Here is an 18,491-nt window from a genome sequence, read left to right as displayed (position 1 = left end):
AACTAAAGACATGATGCCGTTTCATCCCGTTTTTCATAAAACAGCCCCAAAACAGGAAGAGCCGCTACCCAATGGGCAGCGGCTCTTCCTGTTTTGGATTCATTCGATAAAGATCCTGCTAGCGGGCAGCTTTTCTAGTTCGCCCACAAGATCCTTTCAGAATGACATGAGTGGGTTCTTTCAGGGAACAACTACTTCCTGCTTACAGGATATACTGACTCAGGTCGCGGTTTTTGACCATGTCTCTCAGGCGTTCCTCTACCAGTTCTGGGGTGATCATGAGGTGCGCGTTAGGCGGAATGGTGTCAGGCACTTCAAACAGGATGTCGTTGAGCAGGCGGCTCATGACGGTCTGCAGGCGGCGGGCACCAATGTTCTCCACCTCGGCGTTCACCTCGAAGGAGATCTCGGCGAGCTTGTGCAGGGACTCGTCCGTGAAGCTGAGTTCCACGCCTTCGGCCTTCAGCAGCTCTTCGTACTGCTTGGTGAGGGCGTTTTTAGGGTATTTCAGGATCTGGTAGAAATCGTCTTTGCTCAGGCTCTGCAGTTCCACTCTGATGGGGAAACGGCCCTGCAACTCCGGAATTAGATCGGAGGGTTTGGCCACGTGAAACGCCCCGGCGGCAATAAACAGAATATGGTCGGTTTTGATGACGCCGTACTTGGTGTTCACGGTGCTGCCTTCCACGATGGGCAACAGGTCACGCTGCACGCCTTCGCGGCTCACGTCCGGGCCGCCGCCGCCCTTGTTGCTGGAGCTGGCTACTTTGTCAATCTCGTCAATGAAGATGATGCCCGCGTTTTCGGCCTTCTGAATCGCTTCTTCTTTGACCTCGTCCATATCAATGAGCTTGGCGGCTTCTTCCTCCAGCAGCAGTTTGCGGGCCTCGGCGATGGTCACTTTTCGCTTCTTGGTTTTCTTGGGCATCATGTTCCCGATCATCTCCTGGATGTTCATCATGGACATCTCGTCCATGCCCGGTCCCACCACGCCCACGCCGGAAGAAGGATTCTGCGACACCTTGATGTCAATCTTGCGGTCTTCCAGCTCACCGTTGCGGATTTTTTGCCGAAACCGCTCACGGGTGCGCTCATTCAGTTCCAGGTCGCTATCAGGCATGTCTGAGGAGGTGTGGTTGTTGCCGCCAAAGCCCACCATGTCGCGGTTGCCCGGCTGGTTGATGGGCGGGATGAGCGCATCCAGGATCACCTCTTCCACCACCAGGGCGGCCTGTTGTTTCACTTCTTCTTTCTTGCGGGTTTTCACCATGTTCACGGCCTGCTCTACCAGGTCACGCACCATGCTTTCCACGTCGCGGCCCACGTAGCCCACCTCGGTGAACTTAGAGGCCTCCACTTTGGTGAAAGGGGCATCGGCGATGCTGGCCAGCCGGCGCGCGATCTCGGTTTTCCCCACCCCGGTGGCGCCAATCATGAGGATGTTGTTGGGCACGATCTCCTTCTGCATCTCAGGATCAGCGTGCATCCGGCGCCAGCGGTTCCGCAACGCTATAGCTACGTTCCTTTTGGCGTCCTGCTGCCCAATGATATATTTATCTAACTCGGCTACAATCTGGCTGGGGGTTAAATACTTGCTTGGATCTAACATAGGTATGGAATAATTGAGAGAAAGAGCGCTTAGATGAACTGGAGCGGCTCCTCCATAAAACTGAATTATCTTGTTCTAACGGTGAAACACCGGTTTATTTATCAAATCTTCTTTTGTCTGGCACTTACCTGCGTTAACGGGGTAGGTGAAAAGTTGTTGGTGATCACCTTGCTTCAATGGCTCTTCGTTGAAAAACACGCCTGATTTAGACCTGTTTTGCAGAAATCGGCTCCTAAACGGAAGCATTACATATCTTCCAGTTCTCTACCGCTGGGAGGCGCCTTCCGAGTTCGCCCACAAGATCCTTTCAGGATGACAGTTGGGGAGGGTTATTCGCACATTTTCCCATCCACACATCTCCAAATTTCCACATCTTCACATCAATCCAGCTTCTTCTTCAGAAACCGGTTCAGGTCTGTGTTGAGGGTGAGGTAATTGCTGGCTCCCGCCACGTGATACTTGGCATAAGTGTACTCAAACCGAAACGCGTGCACTTTCACCGAGGCCCCGAACGAAAAGCCCGCCATGCCGCCTACGTTCTCCACCACCAGTTCTTTCCGGCGGAGGTGGTTGTAGCCGCCCCGCAGCTGAAATCCCGGACCCAGAATAAACTCGCCGCCCACCACAAAGTGCCGGGCCAGCTTGTCCCCGAAGGTTTTCTTTTCCTTTACCTCCTCGTTGTTCTCGTTGATGGTACCGGGCTTGTCGGGGTCCAGGTAGACAATGTCAAAGCGTTGCAGTTGGTGCGCCGTGAGCGACAGCCGGAACGGCGCATGCTCGGGTTTGTAGCTGGCGCCCAGCTGGATGTCCAGCGGCATGTCTTCGCGTTCAGCGCCGTCATAGGGTTTCAGCATCACGCCCAGGTTCTTGATGGCCAATCCCACCACAAAATCCCGCTCCGGGTGCTTGAAGGTTCCGCCCAGGTCGATCAACGCCGCCACCGCCTGGTTTCCGGCAATGCTGGAAACCGCCACTTTGGCCGTGGCCCCCAGGGTAAAAACCTCAATAGTAGCCGCGTGCGACAAGCTAAACGCGTAATCCCGCACCTTGAAGCTTCCCTCCTCTACCCCGGCCTCGTTGGTCTGGGTGAACGAACCATAGTCCAGATACTGCACGCCAATAGCGTTGCGACCCCAGCGGCTGCTTTCCAACGTGTAATTCAGGTTGTTCTGACTGACATCTGACAGGTAATTCAGGTGAGTGAGGCCCAGGTGATTATCCGTTTTGCCATGCATGAGCGCCGGGTTGGCCGTCACGGCGTTCACATCCTCCAAACCCGAAGAAACGTTTACGCCGCCCAAGGCCGCCACGCGCGCATGCGTGGGCACATCCAGGAACCGAAACACAGAACGCCCTCCCACTTGGGCAAAGGCCAGTTGCACAAAGGCAACAGACAAAAGACCCAAAAGGAAAAGGCGTTTCTGCATCGTTTTTCTGAAAACAGGCTAAAATCAGCTCTCGGCTCTGGCCGGAACCGCTTCCTCGCGGACCCGCAGGTCCAGTGGTTTCTTCACTTTCTCCGGTAAGAGCGCGAAATCCAACACCTCGTCCACGCGGTCTACATAGTGGATGTTCAGCCCCTCAATGTAGTGCGCCGAGATCTCGTTCACGTCTTTGCGGTTCTTCTGGCACAGAATCACGTCTTTGATGCCCGCCCGTTTTGCGGCTAGAATCTTCTCTTTGATACCACCTACCGGCAATACTTTGCCGCGCAGCGTGATCTCGCCGGTCATGGCCAGATGCGACCGCACCTTGCGTTGCGTGAACACCGAGGCGATGGACGTAAAGATGGCGATTCCGGCGCTGGGCCCGTCTTTGGGCACGGCGCCTTCGGGGAAGTGGATGTGCAGGTCGTACTGGTCAAAGAGGCGGTAGTCAATGCCCAGTTCATCGGCACGGGCGCGCAGGTAAGAAACCGCCGTCATGGCAGATTCCTTCATCACATCGCCCAACTGCCCCGACAGGGTCAGCTTGCCTTTGCCGCGACTCAGCAACGATTCAATAAATAAAATATCGCCGCCCACCGAGGTCCAAGCCAGACCCGTCACCACGCCCGCGGTTTCGTTGTCCTGGTACAGTTCTTTGTCAAAGATCTCCGGACCCAGGATACGCACCACGTCCTTCGGCTCCAGTTTAGCGGGCCACTCCTCTTCCATAGCTTTGGATTTGGCAATGTTCCGGATGACCGCGCCTAATTTGCGCTCCAGGTTCCGCACGCCCGACTCGCGGGAATAATCTTCAATCACTTTCTGGATGGCGGCCGTAGAGAACGCCACGTCCTTGGGCTGCAAGCCGTGATCTTCCTTCTGCTTGGGGATGAGGTGACGCTTCGCGATCTCGGTTTTCTCCTCCACGGTGTAGCCGGTCACCTCGATGATCTCCATCCGGTCACGCAGAGCCGGGTGAATGGTCTCCAAGGAGTTCGCCGTAGCGATGAACAGGACTTTAGACAGGTCATACTCTACCTCCAGGTAATTGTCCACGAAGGTATGGTTCTGCTCAGGGTCCAGCACCTCCAGCAACGCACTAGACGGATCTCCCCGGAAATCAGAAGTCAGTTTATCTACCTCGTCCAGGATCATGACCGGATTGGAGGAGCTTACTTTCTTGATCTGGCTGATGATGCGGCCCGGCATGGCACCCACGTAGGTTTTACGGTGGCCACGGATCTCGGCCTCGTCGCGTACGCCGCCCAAAGCGATGCGCACATATTTCCGGCCCAAGGCTTTGGCCACGGAACGGCCCAGCGAGGTTTTTCCCACGCCCGGAGGTCCGTAGAGGCACAGGATAGGCGCCTTCATGTCGTTTTTCAGCTTGAGCACGGCCAGGTACTCCAGAATGCGCTCCTTCACCTTTTCCAGCCCGTAATGGTCGGCGTCCAGGATCTTTTTGGTGCGCTTCAGGTTGAAGTTGTCTTTGGTATAATCGCTCCAGGGCAAATCCAGCAGGAATTCGCAGTAGTTCAGGGAAATAGGATACTCAGCGGCCTGCGGGTTGAGGCGGCTCAGTTTGTCCAGTTCCTTGCTGAAATGCTTGGCAACGGTTTCGGGCCACTTTTTCTTGGCGGCCGTGGCGCGCATTTTCTCCACTTCCTGCTCCGGGCCGTCCAAGCCCAGTTCGTCCTGCAACACCTTGATCTGCTGGCGCAGGAAATAATCACGCTGCTGCTCGTCAATGTCGGTGTGGACTTTGGAGTGGATTTCCTGCTTGATTTCCAGCATCTGGATCTCACGCATCATGAGTTGCAGTAAGGTGGTGCCGCGCTCCACGCCATCGTTGATCTCCAGCAGTTTCTGCTTCTGGGCTACTTCGGCGTTGATGTTGGAAGACAGAAAATGGGTCAGAAACGAAGGGCTGTCAATGTTGTCCAAGGCCACCTGCGCTTCCTGCGGAATCTCGGGATTGAGTTTCAGGATTTTAGCGGCCGCCTCCTGCAATGACTCCACCAGGGCTTTTACCTCCTTGCTTTTCTGGTTGGGGAAGGTCTCAGGGCAATAGGAAACCTTGGCCACCATGAACGGATCTTCCTGGGTTACCTCTTCAATCTTGAAACGGCTCTGCCCTTGAATGATAATGGTGGTATTGCCGTCGGGCAGCACCAGCATCTTCAGGATTTTGGCCATGGTGCCTACCTCAAACAGATCGTCTGGGCTAGGCTCCTCGGCTGACATGTTCTTCTGGGCCACCACGCCCACGGTTTTGTCGCCCCGGTAAGCTTTGCGCACCAACCGCACCGATTTTTTCCGGCTAACGGTGATGGGCAGCACCACGCCCGGAAACAACACGGTGTTTCTAACGGGCAAAAGGGGCAGGGATTCTGGGTTATTCTTTTCAGCGCCCTCGGCGTCGTCTAGCTCTGAGGTGATAATGGAGATGATATCGCCATTGCCATCGTCAGATAAATCGGACAACATGAGTTGCTGGAGTAAGTTCTCTTGGGTATAATTCATACGTCGTGTCTCTGAGGATGCCAATTTGACAGCAATCCTCCCGTCGGTTGTGTTGTTTGGCTTTAATATATATACTTGTCAAGTCCTATGCCAATATATCGCCCGAATTCTATAGAAGAGGGATAATTTCATCACAGAAAAAGCTACATTTGGTACTGCATATTGAAATAATGCTTTTCAGGTGCCCTTTCTGTTATGTTGCGTACTGGATTTTTACTTTTTCTTCTGTTTTCGTTTATCGGTTTCTCCGCGGTGGGGCAAACCAAGCCTACCCTGCGCCTGAAACAACGGCCGGTGACGGACTCGCTCCGCAAAAAAGCCCCGGAGGCCGAACCCGTGTTGCATTTTCCTAACATCAACCGGGTACCCTACTACTATCATAAGTCCAAGTACGAGACCATCCTGAAACTGGAGAAGAAGAAGGCCTGGGACAAGGTGCTTCCGCTGCTGACCGAGTACGTGGGCAACTTCGGGATTGAAAATTTCTATAAAGATACAAAACTTCTCTGGCGTTTGGGACAACTCTACGAACGGCTGGGGCAACGTGACAAAGCGGTGGCGTACTACCGGCTGGTCCTGAAACACCACCGCACCGACATCAGGCAGGTGCAGCAGTACTATGACTCTTTGGAAAAGAAAAACAAAGACCTGTACGTACCGCTGCAGTATTACTATGAGCTGGTGGAGTACCGCAAGTCAGTGGCGACATTCAAGCCGCCGCGGGGCGTGTACACCAACATGGGAGACGCCATCAACTCCAAAGCCGAGGATTACGGCCCGGCCGTGCGATCAGACGAGGAACTGTTCATTTACACCTCGCGCCGCAAGGGCGTGAAAGCCACCGGCACCGATGAGGACCTGTACTTCTCCCGCTTTGAGAACGGTTTCTGGCACGAAGGCGAGTCCTTTGGCAAGCCCATCAACAGCATTTACAACGAAGGCTCGGCCTGCCTCAGCCGCGATGGCAACACCCTGTACTTCGCCCGTTGCGAAAGCCCCGATGGCTTGGGCAACTGCGATCTCTACTCGGCCACCCGCCTGGCCGACGGCTCCTGGGGGCACCTCAAGAACCTGGGTGCCAACGTGAACAGCAAGGCTTGGGACTCACAACCCACGCTTTCGCCGCAGGAAGACACCCTCTACTTTGCCTCTGATCGCCTGGGCGGCTTTGGCATGAGCGATATTTACTTCACCCACAAAGGCAAAAACGGCCAGTGGATGCCTGCGCAGAACCTGGGGCCTATCGTGAACACCCGCGAGAGTGAGGTGAGCCCGTACTTCCACCCGCTGTACCAGGTGCTGTATTTCAGCTCACGCGGGCAGTTGCTCAACTTCGGGGACTTTGATATCTACAAGGCCTATCGGCTTAACGGGAACTGGCAGGAGCCGCGCAACATCGGCCCGCTGGTGAACGGCAAAGGCAGCGAGTATTACTTCACCATCAACGCCAACTCCACCAACCTGTACTACGCGCGCTCAGAGCCAACCGACCTCAAGAACCTGGATCTGTATTCGTTCCCGCTGCCCATGGAGGCGCATCCGCTGGCGGTGACCAAACTCACGGGCGTTCTGATGGACTCTACCACCAACAAGCCCCTCAACGGCATTATCTCCATCATTGACCTGGACAACGGCATTGAAGTCGCCTCCAAATACCTGCGCGAAGACGGCTCCTTTGACTTTGATCTCATTGACAACAGCCGCTACATGATGCTCATCCAGAGCTCCGATTTCTTCTCCATTGAAAAGGAAATCAACCTGAAGGAAGACACCGTGATGAAGATCATGACCAGCCTTATTGACTACAGCATCCCGCTGATCTTCAAGAACCTGGAATTTGACGAAGGCAAGGCCGAGATCAAGGAAGACATGAAACCCACCCTGGACCGCATTGTGCTGTTTTTAGTGGATCACCCGCAGGTACGCCTCAGCATTGAAGGCCACACCGATAGCAGCGGCGACCCCACTGCCAACCTGGAACTCTCCCAATGGCGGGCGGTCTCCATCCAGAAGTACCTGGAAAGCAAGGGCAACCTGGCCACCGGCCGCATAGACGCCATCGGCAAAGGCAGCTCAGTACCCATTAAACCGGAACTAACCCTGGAAGACCGCGCCGTAAACCGTCGCGTGGAATTCAAACTGATCAAACCCAAAGACGCAGGCACCGGCGGCGGAGACTGGTAATCAATTTTGAAGTGATTCTTGCATTAACGTTTCAAGACTACTTTTCAGAAAACGGCCCGAAAACATCAGACAGCCCTACTCTCTTAGTGAGTAGGGCTGTTTCATTTGGAGGTTCCCTGGCGTTGGTTTATCAGCAACGTTTTCCTGAGGTTAACGCCTCCCCGTTGGCAAATTTCGGCGCATAGCAGTTCCAAGGTAGAAACTTGAACTATGGAGAAGATGAACCACCCCTACCCCTCCGAGCTGGGGAATTTGAGCAATTGATCCGCCATCTTAGTTGTCGGTGATAACACCAACAAAGGCGAGCGAAACCAGTCAGCACACAGACATTCATCTCCGTCCATAGGACGCTACAGGCATTGCTGCGGTTCTGAAGTGAGGCGATTACATACACCTCCTCTGCACTGGGCCGCATGCGTAGCCCAGTGCAGAGGAGGTGCAAGCAAGAACGTCACCAGCAGCAACGGCTTACGCTCGCTATGAAACAGAAGGCTTTCACCAGGTGTCATAACAAGTGAAGAAAAGACTGTCTGAGCGTCAGCGAGTTTCTTTTCTTCATGATTCTTTTGGTTACTTTTCTCATCCAGGAGAAAAGTGACAAACGCGGGCAGGCCGCATCTGCAGCCTCATGGCTTGGGAGGAGGGAAATGAAGAGCAAAGGCGGAAAGAAAGTGGATCAACAGGTGTAAACATCCCCCTTCGCCCCCTTCAAAGGGGGAATCTTTGCTTAAGGGAAGTTCACTTGGATGTTGGTGAGAACACCAACAACGGCGGACGGAGTAGCAACTCGAAAAGAAGGAAAGGCACGGAAGTAACTTCCGCACCATAGAAAGTAATAGAAGGAGCTAAACAAGTAGAAGAGAAAGCTATGGAAGTAAACTCATCATAAAAGGAAAATGCACGAAGTTCCTACAACGGTAAAATCCCCCATCTCCCTTACCACTACAAAAATGAAAAAGTGTTTCAAGGCTCTTTTTGAGAAAACAGCCCTGAAACACTTCAACTGGAAATACCTTCTTGCGATTAGCGCTCCTACAACTTAATGGTATTCCCTTTCTTGTTCCATTTAGGAATAGAGGGCAGTGCCGGCGTTCTGTCTTCTGGCCGGGGAGCGTCTTGCTTCAGTTTTCTGCCGCCTACGTTCACGATAAACCCAATACTGAACACCGAGTTACCAGCCGTCATAAAGTCCCGGTTCTTCAACCCGAAATTGCTGCCGCTGGTGTACTGGAGCTGGATGGAAGGCGTCAGGGACATACGGGTGTAGAAGATGGGCTCAAAGAAGATGTTGTCCTCGGTGGGCTGCTTGATATCATTTCGTACGAACTCACTCATATTCACGTAGCTTAGCCGGAGCGCCGTGCCGTAGTTCAGGAAGTGCTCATTCCCGAACAGCTTCAGCATCCGCTTCTTCTTGGAGGAGTAGTTGACCTGCAGGAAATATTTATTGAAGCTAGTCTCCTGGCGGTCATAGGTGGTGAGCCCTTCCGACGTTTTGTCTTTGTAGGTTCTGTCGCTGCTGCCGTAGCCCAGGCCGGCATACACCTCCAGCACGCGGTTCTGGTTGGGTCCGAAGGTGGTGAAGTAGCCGCCGCCCGCCTCCAGTAGATTATGGCGGAAGTCTTTCTTCTTGTTGTCATTGTTCATCATGGCGCCGCTGAGCAGCACGCCCACGTGATCAGTGACGGCGTAAGCAGAGTTGAAACTGGCGTTTCCTTTCAGGGTGATGTGCCCGCTGGTACTTAATTCCCCTTTAGACGTGAGCATGGGGGTATTGGGCACATTGGGCATGTACACCGAGGAACAGCTGCTGGCTCCTAACCCTACCAATAAACCCATTACGCGTAGAAAGCTTTTTCTCATAAAGTAGTACTATCAATTTACATTCACTGTCTCCCCGTCCCTTCTTCCCAGCTCCTCAGCGAGACAAAACAGCATCCTTCTTGTAATCTACCCGTCCAAAAGAGACATAAAAGCGCCTTCTCTTGGATCGCTCTGCGGGTAGCCGACTTGGTTCCTTTTTCAATACAAGGCTCTCACCTTTCCTAATTTCCATATCCCGCACCTGCTGCAACCCCATAGAAAGATACTGATGGCCAAGTAAACCCCTACAGCCGTCTCAGGTATTTCTCAGAAAAAATCAGAGGGACACGGTGTGTTGGGTTTCACCAACGCGACAGAGCACCGAACGTTTTTTGCCGGCTATCTCCAGGTTCAAGATATTAGTCTGGTCATCGAAAATCTCCATCAGGAGGGCGTTCTGGACCCACAGTTGCCCGGCGGGCACTTTTCCGGCGGGGATTTCCAGGTACAGCCAGATAGCATCGGCCTCTTCCTGCGCGCCAATGAATTTCTGGGTAGCCCGGGTGCCTTTCACCGAGGAGATGGCCAGGTGCGTTTGCAGGTACTCGGCCATCAGTTTGTTCACGCGCTCAGAACGGTCTAGCCGGATGGTGGTTTTATGGCGGCGGGTGAGGGCTTCCTCCAGGTCATCGGCGAAGACGCGCACAGACAACTCGTAGGTCTGGTTCTTGGGGTTGTACCGGGCATCGGTAATGCTGGTGTGGAACTCATGCGCCCAGGCGACGGCCGGGAGCAAGAAACCTACCAGCAGGGCCAGCCAAAATCCAGAACCAACTGCTCTTTTCATCATCGTTTTTACTTCTACCCATCAAACAGAGAAAGACGCAGTTATCTTGCGTCTTCTCCGGCATTTTTTTATCAACAGAATCTTTTACGCGGCACTAACTAGTTGAATAACAACTTAAAGAAGTCGTTAAAGATAGCGAATCCCATCAAACCCAACAACAAGACCATGCCTACTTTCTGGGCATTTTCCAGAAACTTGTCTGAAGGCTTGCGGCCCGAGATGATCTCATAGGTCAGGAACATCACGTGACCACCGTCCAAGGCCGGAATGGGCAGGAAGTTCATGAAGGCCAGCACCATGGACAGCATGGCCGTGATGGCCCAGAAGTTAATCCAGGAGAAGTTACCGCCAAAGATCTGCGCGATGCCAATAGGGCCGCTCAATGCTTTGGAAGGAGAAACCTCGGCCCGGAAAATCTTCGCGAAGCCTTTGATGTTGGTGGTGATCACAGAGAACGCTTTCTCCGCCCCTACCGGAATAGCGCCCAACAGGCTGTATTCACGGGTGGCGCGGGGCAGCAAGGGCTCTGGATAGAACCCGATGGTGCCGTCTTCGTCTACGGTCAGTTTCAAAGTTTTAGGCTGGCCGGCCCGCTCCACTTGCAGCGCAATGGTCTTGCCTTTGTTTTTCTGCAGTTCCTGAGTGGCTTCGTGGTAAAACTGAACCGGCTTCTCGCCGATCTTGGTGATGCGGTCTCCGGCTTGCAAACCGGCGGCCGCGGCCGGGGTTTTCGCCTTGATGGATTTCACCGCGAACGGCTCCCGGGCATTAATGAAGCCTACTTTGTCGTTATCGGCGAGTTTGTCGATGAGGTTGGACGGCACCGGCACCTGTACCTGCTGCCCGTCGCGCTCTACCGTGTAAGAACCGTTCTGACCTAGCAACACATCGGGACTGTAAACGTCATTGAACTCCACCAGCGGCTTTCCGTTGATGGCCACAATCTTATCGCCGTCGCGCAGGCCCATTTGCTTGCCCACCTCGTTGGTGACAATGCCGTACTTCACGTCTTTGGCCAGCAGGTAGCTCTCGCCGTAGATATACGTCAGGGCCGCGAAGATGAGGATACCGGTGATCACGTTGAAGATAATGCCGCCCATCATCACAATGAGGCGCTGCCAGGCCGGTTTGGCCCGGAACTCCCACGGCTCCGGCTCCTGGTTGAGGGTAGCCGTGTCCAGGGACTCGTCAATCATGCCCGAGATCTTCACGAAGCCGCCCAGCGGGATCATGCCAATCATGTACTCGGTCTCTCCTACCTGTTTGCTTACCAGTTTGGGCGGAAACCCGATGGCGTATTTCTCTACGCGCATCCCAAACCATTTGGCCGTAAGCATGTGGCCTAACTCATGTATTCCTACCAAGATGGTCAGGCCCAGAATTAACTGGCCAGCCATTACTAATGCTTCCATCTACTGTGTTTATAAGGTCTGTGCCAAGGCAACAGCATGCGCTGCCCCGGTCGTTTATCTGTCAAATGTGTTGGGTAAAGATTACGTCTGTAGCAAGCGTAACGCTAGTTGGCGGGCCTCCCGGTCGGTTTGCACATAGTCATCCAAAGAAGGCTCGGCAATATACGCAACTTTAGCGAGACAGTCAGAAATGAGGTCAGACATCTCCAAAAAGCCCACCTCGTCGCGCAGGAAAGCCGCCACCGCAACCTCGTTGGCCGCGTTCAGGATACAGGGCGCGTTACCGCCTTTCTCCATGGCGGCAAAGGCCAATCCTAAATTGCGGAACGTCTCCAGATCAGGTTGCTCAAAGGTGAGTTGCGGATAGTTCAGGAAGTTGAAGCGCGGAAAATCAGATTTCAAACGGTTTGGGTAGTTCAGGGCGTACTGGATGGGCAGCTTCATGTCAGGCAAGCCCATCTGGGCCTTTAATGAACCGTCCTCAAACTGAACGAGCGAATGCACGATAGATTGCGGATGCACCACTACTTCTATCTGGTCGTTCCTGAGCCCGAACAGCCATTTGGCCTCAATCACCTCCAGCCCTTTGTTCATGAGCGACGCCGAGTCAATGGTGATTTTGGCACCCATCTCCCAGTTGGGGTGCTTCAGGGCCTGCGCTTTGGTGACTGTTTGCAGAAACTCCCGGTTCTTGCCCCGGAACGGCCCGCCCGAGGCGGTCAGGATAATTTTCTCAATGGGGTTGTGGAACTCGCCGGTCAGGCACTGGAAGATCGCGCTGTGCTCAGAGTCTACCGGATAGATGTTCACGCCTTTCTCACGGGCCAGTTGGGTGATGAGCTGCCCGGCCACCACCAAGGTTTCTTTGTTCGCCAGGGCGATGGTTTTGCCGGCCTCAATGGCTTTGATGGTGGGTTGCAGGCCCGCGTAACCCACCATGGCGGTGAGCACAATGTCCACGGTGTCCATCTGCACCACGCTGTTCACGGCGTTCATGCCCGCGTATACTTTGATGGGATGGGCCGCCAGCGCGTTGCGCACCTGCTCGTATAGATCTTCCTGCGTGATCACCACCGCGTTGGGCTGCACGGCGATGGCCTGGCTGATCAATAGATTGGCGTTGGAATGGGCCGTAAGCACCTCCACCTCAAACGCCTGCGGCTGCGCCTGTATCACTTCCAACGCCTGCGTGCCAATGGAACCCGTAGAGCCAAGAATGGCTATTCTTTTCTTCATGTAATCTTCTTGAAGCCGTTTTGAGGCTACTTTTGCGAAATTAGGTGAAAAACAGCAGTTTCTTTGCAGTTCTTCACTTGCCAAGCCCAAACCCGTCCCGTAAAACGCCTCTCGTGGGCATAGCTTTCTCTGTTGTGGGGCTGTTTTTCAAAAAAGGGGCCCTAAACCGTCGCCTTTCACCTGGCTGTAACCCTCCAGGCCAGCCAATGTTTTCTACCCGTTCTATCAACCCAGCTTTAGAGCGACAAACCGGTGAGATTAAGCGACTGGCGGGTTTCCGGAGGTTGCTCCCGCAGGGGCAGTCAGCGCCTGCACAATGAGTTTGTCAATCTTCATGCCGTCCATGTCTACCACCTCAAAACTGAAATCTCGGTAAGCAAACTTCTCCCCCACCTCGGGCAGACGGCCCAGGTGCTGGATCACAAAACCGGCCAGCGTGGCGAAATCCGGGGACTTTTCTTCCAGCAGCTTCTTTTTCAGACTCTTGTTCAGCTCGCGTACGGGAATGGAACCACTCACCAGGAACGAGTGCTGGTCACGGCGCACCACCAGCGGCTCGGCCAGTTCATCGGTATCCGGAATGTCGCCTACAATGGCTTCCAGGATGTCATGCAGCGTGAGAATGCCTTCCACAGAGCCGAACTCATCTACCACAATGCCCAGGTACTGCTTGCGCAGCCGAAACAAATTCAGGACGGCGTGGGCGTACATGGTCTCGGGAATGAACAGGGGTTCCAGCAGAATGCTCTTGAGCGGCAGGTTCTTACCCAGCAGGTTCTCATAGAAATCGCGGGAGGTGAGCACGCCCACTACTTTCTCATACACGGTATCATACACCGGAAACCGGGAGTGCACGCTGCGCTGCAGTTTTTCCTTGATCACCTCTATAGAATCCTGCAGGTTGATCCATTCCACGTCCATGCGGTGGGTTTTCAGGTCGCGGGCGCGCTGCGCCGAGTAGTTGAAGATGTTCTGGTGGAGGTCACTCTCGTCTTTATCCAGCACGCCCTGCTTGCCCGCCGTCTTAATGATTTGCCGCAACTCCTCCTCAGACAGCTGCTCCTCCGGCGGATCTTTCACCCCCAGCAGCTTGATCACCACGTTGGTAGACACCGACAGCAATTTCACCAGCGGCAGCGTGAGCGTGGTAAATACCTTGATGATGGGCGCCACCGCCAGCGCAATCCGTTCGCTGTTGCCCAGGGCCAGCGTCTTGGGGATGAGTTCGCCCACCACAATGGAGAAATACGTGATCAGCCCGATGACCAGCACAATGGAGAGCGCACTGGCGTACGGAGCCAGAAACGGCACCTGCACCAGCAAACGGTACATGTCATCTGACAAAGCCGCCCCCGCGTACGCCCCGGACACAATCCCGATGAGTGTAATGCCCACCTGCACCGCCGAAAGGAAATCTTCCGGCTCGGCGAGGAGTTGCAGCACGGTTTTGGCACTGCTGCTGCCAGCCTGGGCTTTGCGCTCAATCCGGCTTTTCTTCACTGAGATGATGGAAATTTCTGAAAGGGCGAAAAACCCGTTGAGCAGCGTAAGGATAAGGATGATGAGTATTTCCATTTACAGGGTTTTCAATCTACAGAAAGTGCTTTGATAACGCGGAAGGGTGTGGCAGCGTGTAATCGCCTAACGAAAACGCCGGTTTAAAGGCTGCAAACCTCCAATAAACCCTCTGCCAGGGCCCGGTCATTGCTCAGGCGGGGCACTTTGTTCTGGCCGCCCAGCTTGCCTTGCCGCTTCATGTACTGCTGAAAGGCATCTGGGGGCAGGGCGGTCACTTTCAAACAAGCCAGAATGTTACCCGAGATCAGGTCGTCATAATAACTGTTGCGGCGGCGCAGGTGCAGGTTCAGGGCTTTGGCGAAGCGTTCAGGTTCGTGGGGCGGCGTGTCAAAAGCGATGAACCACTCGTGGTAAGAGGCACCATCGCCCTGGCTCACATACGGGGCCACGGTAAACTCGGTGACCGCCACCTCGGGAAACTCTTTCATGGCTTCCTGCAACGCTCCCTCCACTTCCTCGCCAATCACGTGCTCGCCAAAGGCGGAGATAAAATGCTTCAGGCGGCCACTCACCACCAATTTATGCGGATTGAGCGAGGTAAACTTCACCGTGTCGCCCAGGGAGTAGCCCCACAGCCCGGCGTTGCTGTTGATGATGAGGGCGTAGTTCACCCCGGTCTTCACCTCGGCCATGGTCAGGCGGCGCGGGTTGGGCTGGTGGTACTCCTCGGCGGGAATGAACTCAAAGAAAATGCCGCTGTCGGCTAACAGAAGCAAGCTGGGGTCTTCCTGGGTGTTCTGAAAGGCGATGAAGCCCTCGGAGGCCGGGAAGGTCTCAATGGAGTCAATCTTGCGCCCGATGCTCTCGTACAGTTTGGCCCGGTACGGCGCAAAATTCACCCCACCGTACACAAACAGGTTGAAATCTGGGAACACGTCTTTGATCTGCTTGCCCGTGCGGGCCATGATTTTGTCAAAGTACATCTGCACCCACGGCGGAATGCCCGAGATAAGCGTCATGCGCTGGTCCAGGGTCTCCTGCACGATGGCGTCCAGCTTGGTTTCCCAGTCTTCTATGCAGTTGGTGTCATAGCTGGGCAGTTGGTTCGTGCGCAGATAGGCTGGCACGTGGTGGTTCACAATCCCGGACAAGCGCCCCGTGTTAATGCCCGAAATCTGCTCCAGCACCGGGCTGCCGCTCAGAAAGATCAGCTTTCCGTCCAGAAACTGGGCGCGGCCCGTCTCCTGGATGTAGTTCAGGAGCGCGTTCTTGGCCCCGTTGATGTGGTTGGGAATGGAATCCTGGGTGATGGGAATGTATTTGGTGCCAGACGTAGTGCCCGAGGTTTTGGCGAAGTACAGCGGCAAGCCGGGCCACAGCACATCGCGCTCGCCCTGCTTCAGGCGGTCAAAGTACGGCCGCAGGGTCTCATAATCGCGCACGGGCACCGCCTGGGCGAACTCCTTGGGGGTCTGAATGTCCTTGAAATAATGGTCTTTCCCGAAGGCCGTGTTGGCGGCTTTGCCGATGATCGACTTAAAAACCTGCTGCTGGGCCTGGGCCGGTCTTTCCATCCAGCTTTGCTGCTGGCTATGCACCCATGCCGCTAAAGGTTTACTCAAGAACGCTTTTATACCCATGTAGTCAATTGGCTAGAAAGAAATACTGCGAAGATCAGGCTCGGCAACGTTGGCATTTGCCGTGGTTCCCATACGTGAATGGGAGTAAATATAGCAATCTTCTTGAAGTTCTGCTTCGCTTAGGGGAGCAGCCGCGATTCTGGCTTGTTTTCCGCTAAACAGCCCGAAAGCGATTATCGTACGCTTCTTCTCCCCTCAGAATTTGGGCTTCGCGTCCGCCGGAGGAAGATCGGCTCCCGCGTGTTTTGAGCATCGTTTCAGAAAATCGGCCTGAAAACATGGGGCCTATTCTGCACGAGAGAGATTTGATATTTCCCGCATCGGCCAGAAAAGCACGCGGCGGCTGGTATCCTTGGGCATACGGCCGGAGAGAACCAAATCTGCTTTTTTCCAGTAACTTGAGGGATAAACAAACCAAATCTACCAAGACTATGGCAAATAACACTGGTACAGGCGTCTGGGAAGGCGGCCTGAAAAGCGGAAAAGGAACAGTTTCCACCCAAAGCGGCACGCTGGATGCGCGCTACTCTTTTGGCTCTCGCTTTGAGGAAGACGTGACCGGCACCAACCCCGAGGAACTGGTAGGCGCCGCCCACGCGGGTTGCTTCTCCATGTTCCTGAGCAGCCTGCTGGAAGGCGCGGGAAAAACCGCTACTTCCGTGAGAACGCAGGCGAAGGTGCATCTGGGCCAGGACAACGGCCCCTACATCCGGAAGATCGACCTGACCACCGAGGTGGAAGCCCCCGGCCTGTCCAACGATGAACTGCAGGAACTGGCGCAGAAAGCGAAAGAAGGCTGCCCTATCTCCAGAGCCCTGGCCTCTGTACCGGAGATGACCCTCACCGCTACGCTCAAAGGCGCTTAATCCGGTAGCCCCCGCAGGACCGGGTATTAAATTTTCACTATCTTTGTCCAATAACAGTATTGCATGAGATCATTGGCTAGAGTTGGGTTACGGCCATCACGTGACCATAAAATTTCCTTCGGGGTGCAGTTGGCCCTGGTATTGCTGTGGATGACCTACGGGTTGTTCCTTATTTTCACGGAACCGGATTCCTCTACCAACGACCGCCACTTCATCCATTATGTCTTCCTGATTCTGGCCTTCGGCTACCTGCTGTTCATTCTGGCGCAGAACACGTCTGTGTTCGGGCAGCAGTCTTACCTGGAGATCACCCCGGCGTACGTGGTGGAGAAACGGGGACATTTCAAGAAGAAAGTGGCCATTCACCTGCAAGATGTGCTGGGCATCAGCCTGAACAACGCCCAGGCCCGTTTCACGATGCGGGACGGCAGCAAGTGCCTGGTGAACCTCAAACTCATCAGTAGCCGCAAAGGGCAGCAGATTGCCAAAGCCAAACTGATGGAAGTAGCCGACAAACACGCCATCCCGGTCACCGACACCTCGGTTTCAGCGCGGCGTTAAACCCGCTTTCCGCGTCTTTTCCTGAAAACGGGCCTAAAACAGAATCGGCCATTCTCTGTAGAGAATGGCCGATTCTGTTTTAGGCCCGTTCCTTTTAGCTTAAAAACTGGAAAGGAGGCTTAAAACGCTTAGTCCAGGTTGGGTTGGGGGGTCAGCCGCAGGTAAGGCTTCACCACCACGTGCCCTTTGGGGAACTTGGCTTCTACTTCTTCCTGCTTCACCGAGGGCAGAATCACACAATCCTGACCGTTTTCCCAGTTCGCGGGCGTGGCCACGCTGTGGTTGGCGGTTAACTGCAACGAGTCAATCACGCGCAGGATCTCGGCGAAATTACGTCCCGTGGAGGCCGGATAGGTGAAGATCAGCTTCACTTTCTTGTCTGGCCCGATGATGAACACGCTGCGCACGGTGAAGGTATCGCTGGCGTTGGGGTGAATCATGTCATACAGGTCAGACACTTTCCGGTCTGGGTCCGCGATGATGGGGAAGTTCACCGTGGTGTTCTGCGTCTCGTTGATGTCCTGAATCCAGCCGTGGTGCGAGTCAATGGGGTCTACGCTCAGGGCGGCCACTTTCACGCCGCGGCGGTCAAACTCGTCTTTGATGCGGGCCACGGCACCCAGCTCGGTGGTACAAACCGGGGTATAGTCCCGTGGGTGCGAGAATAACACAGCCCAGCCATCGCCCATCCATTCGTGAAAGTGAATAGTGCCTTCTGAGGTTTCCGCCGTGAAATCAGGAGCGATGTCGCCTAATCGTAATGCCATGGTTTTATCTTTTGATTTGAGAATAGATTCCAATCTGTTCCTTCATCCTCCCTCCTGTTTAGACGAGCAAAACAGAGCCAAAACAGCAACAAGGCTTT

13 protein-coding genes are annotated in these 18,491 nt (G+C 54.4%); 3 read left to right on the top strand and 10 right to left on the bottom strand.

Features of this window, described 5'->3' with window-relative positions:
• Positions 1-202: 202 nt before the first annotated feature.
• From hslU to lon, 3 genes are all read right to left on the bottom strand, one after another.
• Positions 203-1,609: an ATP-dependent protease ATPase subunit HslU gene (gene hslU, locus H7U12_RS16610; protein ID WP_186640073.1), complete on the bottom strand. Its 1,407-nt coding sequence runs from the start codon at positions 1,607-1,609 to the stop codon at positions 203-205.
• Between the two features lie 380 nt (positions 1,610-1,989).
• Positions 1,990-3,036 (bottom strand): type IX secretion system protein PorQ, encoded by a 1,047-nt coding sequence (gene porQ / locus H7U12_RS16605; protein WP_186640071.1) that lies wholly within the window; start codon positions 3,034-3,036, stop codon positions 1,990-1,992.
• A 24-nt stretch (positions 3,037-3,060) separates the two neighbouring features.
• The gene (gene lon / locus H7U12_RS16600; RefSeq protein WP_186640069.1) at positions 3,061-5,559 is read right to left on the bottom strand and encodes an endopeptidase La; all 2,499 of its coding nucleotides are present in this window, start codon (positions 5,557-5,559) and stop codon (positions 3,061-3,063) included.
• Between the two features lie 195 nt (positions 5,560-5,754).
• Here lon and H7U12_RS16595 point away from each other — a divergent pair, with 195 nt between their 5' ends.
• Positions 5,755-7,743 carry an OmpA family protein gene (locus tag H7U12_RS16595; RefSeq protein WP_186640067.1) on the top strand — a complete coding sequence of 663 codons (1,989 nt, stop codon included), beginning with the start codon at positions 5,755-5,757 and terminating at the stop codon, positions 7,741-7,743.
• 1,032 nt (positions 7,744-8,775) lie between these two features.
• Here H7U12_RS16595 and H7U12_RS16590 read toward each other — a convergent pair.
• The 6 genes from H7U12_RS16590 to H7U12_RS16565 form a co-directional block, all read right to left on the bottom strand.
• On the bottom strand, positions 8,776-9,582 hold the full coding sequence (locus H7U12_RS16590; protein WP_206683942.1) for a hypothetical protein: 807 nt from the start codon (positions 9,580-9,582) through the stop codon (positions 8,776-8,778).
• Positions 9,583-9,883: 301 nt separating this feature from the next.
• On the bottom strand, positions 9,884-10,396 hold the full coding sequence (locus H7U12_RS16585) for a DUF6702 family protein (RefSeq protein ID WP_186640065.1): 513 nt from the start codon (positions 10,394-10,396) through the stop codon (positions 9,884-9,886).
• 95 nt (positions 10,397-10,491) lie between these two features.
• Positions 10,492-11,805: an RIP metalloprotease RseP gene (rseP, locus tag H7U12_RS16580; protein WP_186640063.1), complete on the bottom strand. Its 1,314-nt coding sequence runs from the start codon at positions 11,803-11,805 to the stop codon at positions 10,492-10,494.
• Positions 11,806-11,886: 81 nt separating this feature from the next.
• Complete coding sequence (locus H7U12_RS16575) at positions 11,887-13,041, bottom strand: 1-deoxy-D-xylulose-5-phosphate reductoisomerase (RefSeq protein WP_186640061.1); 1,155 nt, start codon at positions 13,039-13,041, stop codon at positions 11,887-11,889.
• A gap of 258 nt (positions 13,042-13,299) precedes the next feature.
• On the bottom strand, positions 13,300-14,616 hold the full coding sequence (locus H7U12_RS16570; RefSeq protein ID WP_186640059.1) for a hemolysin family protein: 1,317 nt from the start codon (positions 14,614-14,616) through the stop codon (positions 13,300-13,302).
• An 83-nt stretch (positions 14,617-14,699) separates the two neighbouring features.
• Positions 14,700-16,199, bottom strand: coding sequence for a GH3 auxin-responsive promoter family protein (locus H7U12_RS16565; protein WP_186640057.1), 1,500 nt, complete (start codon positions 16,197-16,199; stop codon positions 14,700-14,702).
• Positions 16,200-16,630: 431 nt separating this feature from the next.
• Between H7U12_RS16565 and H7U12_RS16560 the strand changes: the two genes are divergently transcribed.
• Positions 16,631-17,065 (top strand): OsmC family peroxiredoxin, encoded by a 435-nt coding sequence (locus H7U12_RS16560; RefSeq protein WP_186640055.1) that lies wholly within the window; start codon positions 16,631-16,633, stop codon positions 17,063-17,065.
• A 63-nt stretch (positions 17,066-17,128) separates the two neighbouring features.
• Positions 17,129-17,626: a hypothetical protein gene (locus tag H7U12_RS16555; protein ID WP_186640053.1), complete on the top strand. Its 498-nt coding sequence runs from the start codon at positions 17,129-17,131 to the stop codon at positions 17,624-17,626.
• Between the two features lie 128 nt (positions 17,627-17,754).
• Here the strand turns inward: H7U12_RS16555 and H7U12_RS16550 are convergent, their stop codons facing one another.
• On the bottom strand, positions 17,755-18,393 hold the full coding sequence (locus H7U12_RS16550) for a peroxiredoxin (RefSeq protein ID WP_186640051.1): 639 nt from the start codon (positions 18,391-18,393) through the stop codon (positions 17,755-17,757).
• Positions 18,394-18,491 lie beyond the last annotated feature (98 nt).

This window comes from Rufibacter sediminis (genome assembly GCF_014269285.1).
Lineage (GTDB): Bacteria > Bacteroidota > Bacteroidia > Cytophagales > Hymenobacteraceae > Nibribacter > Nibribacter sediminis.
The sequence above is the reverse complement of the archived record's forward strand: the minus strand, read 5'-3'. Positions and strand labels throughout refer to the sequence as shown.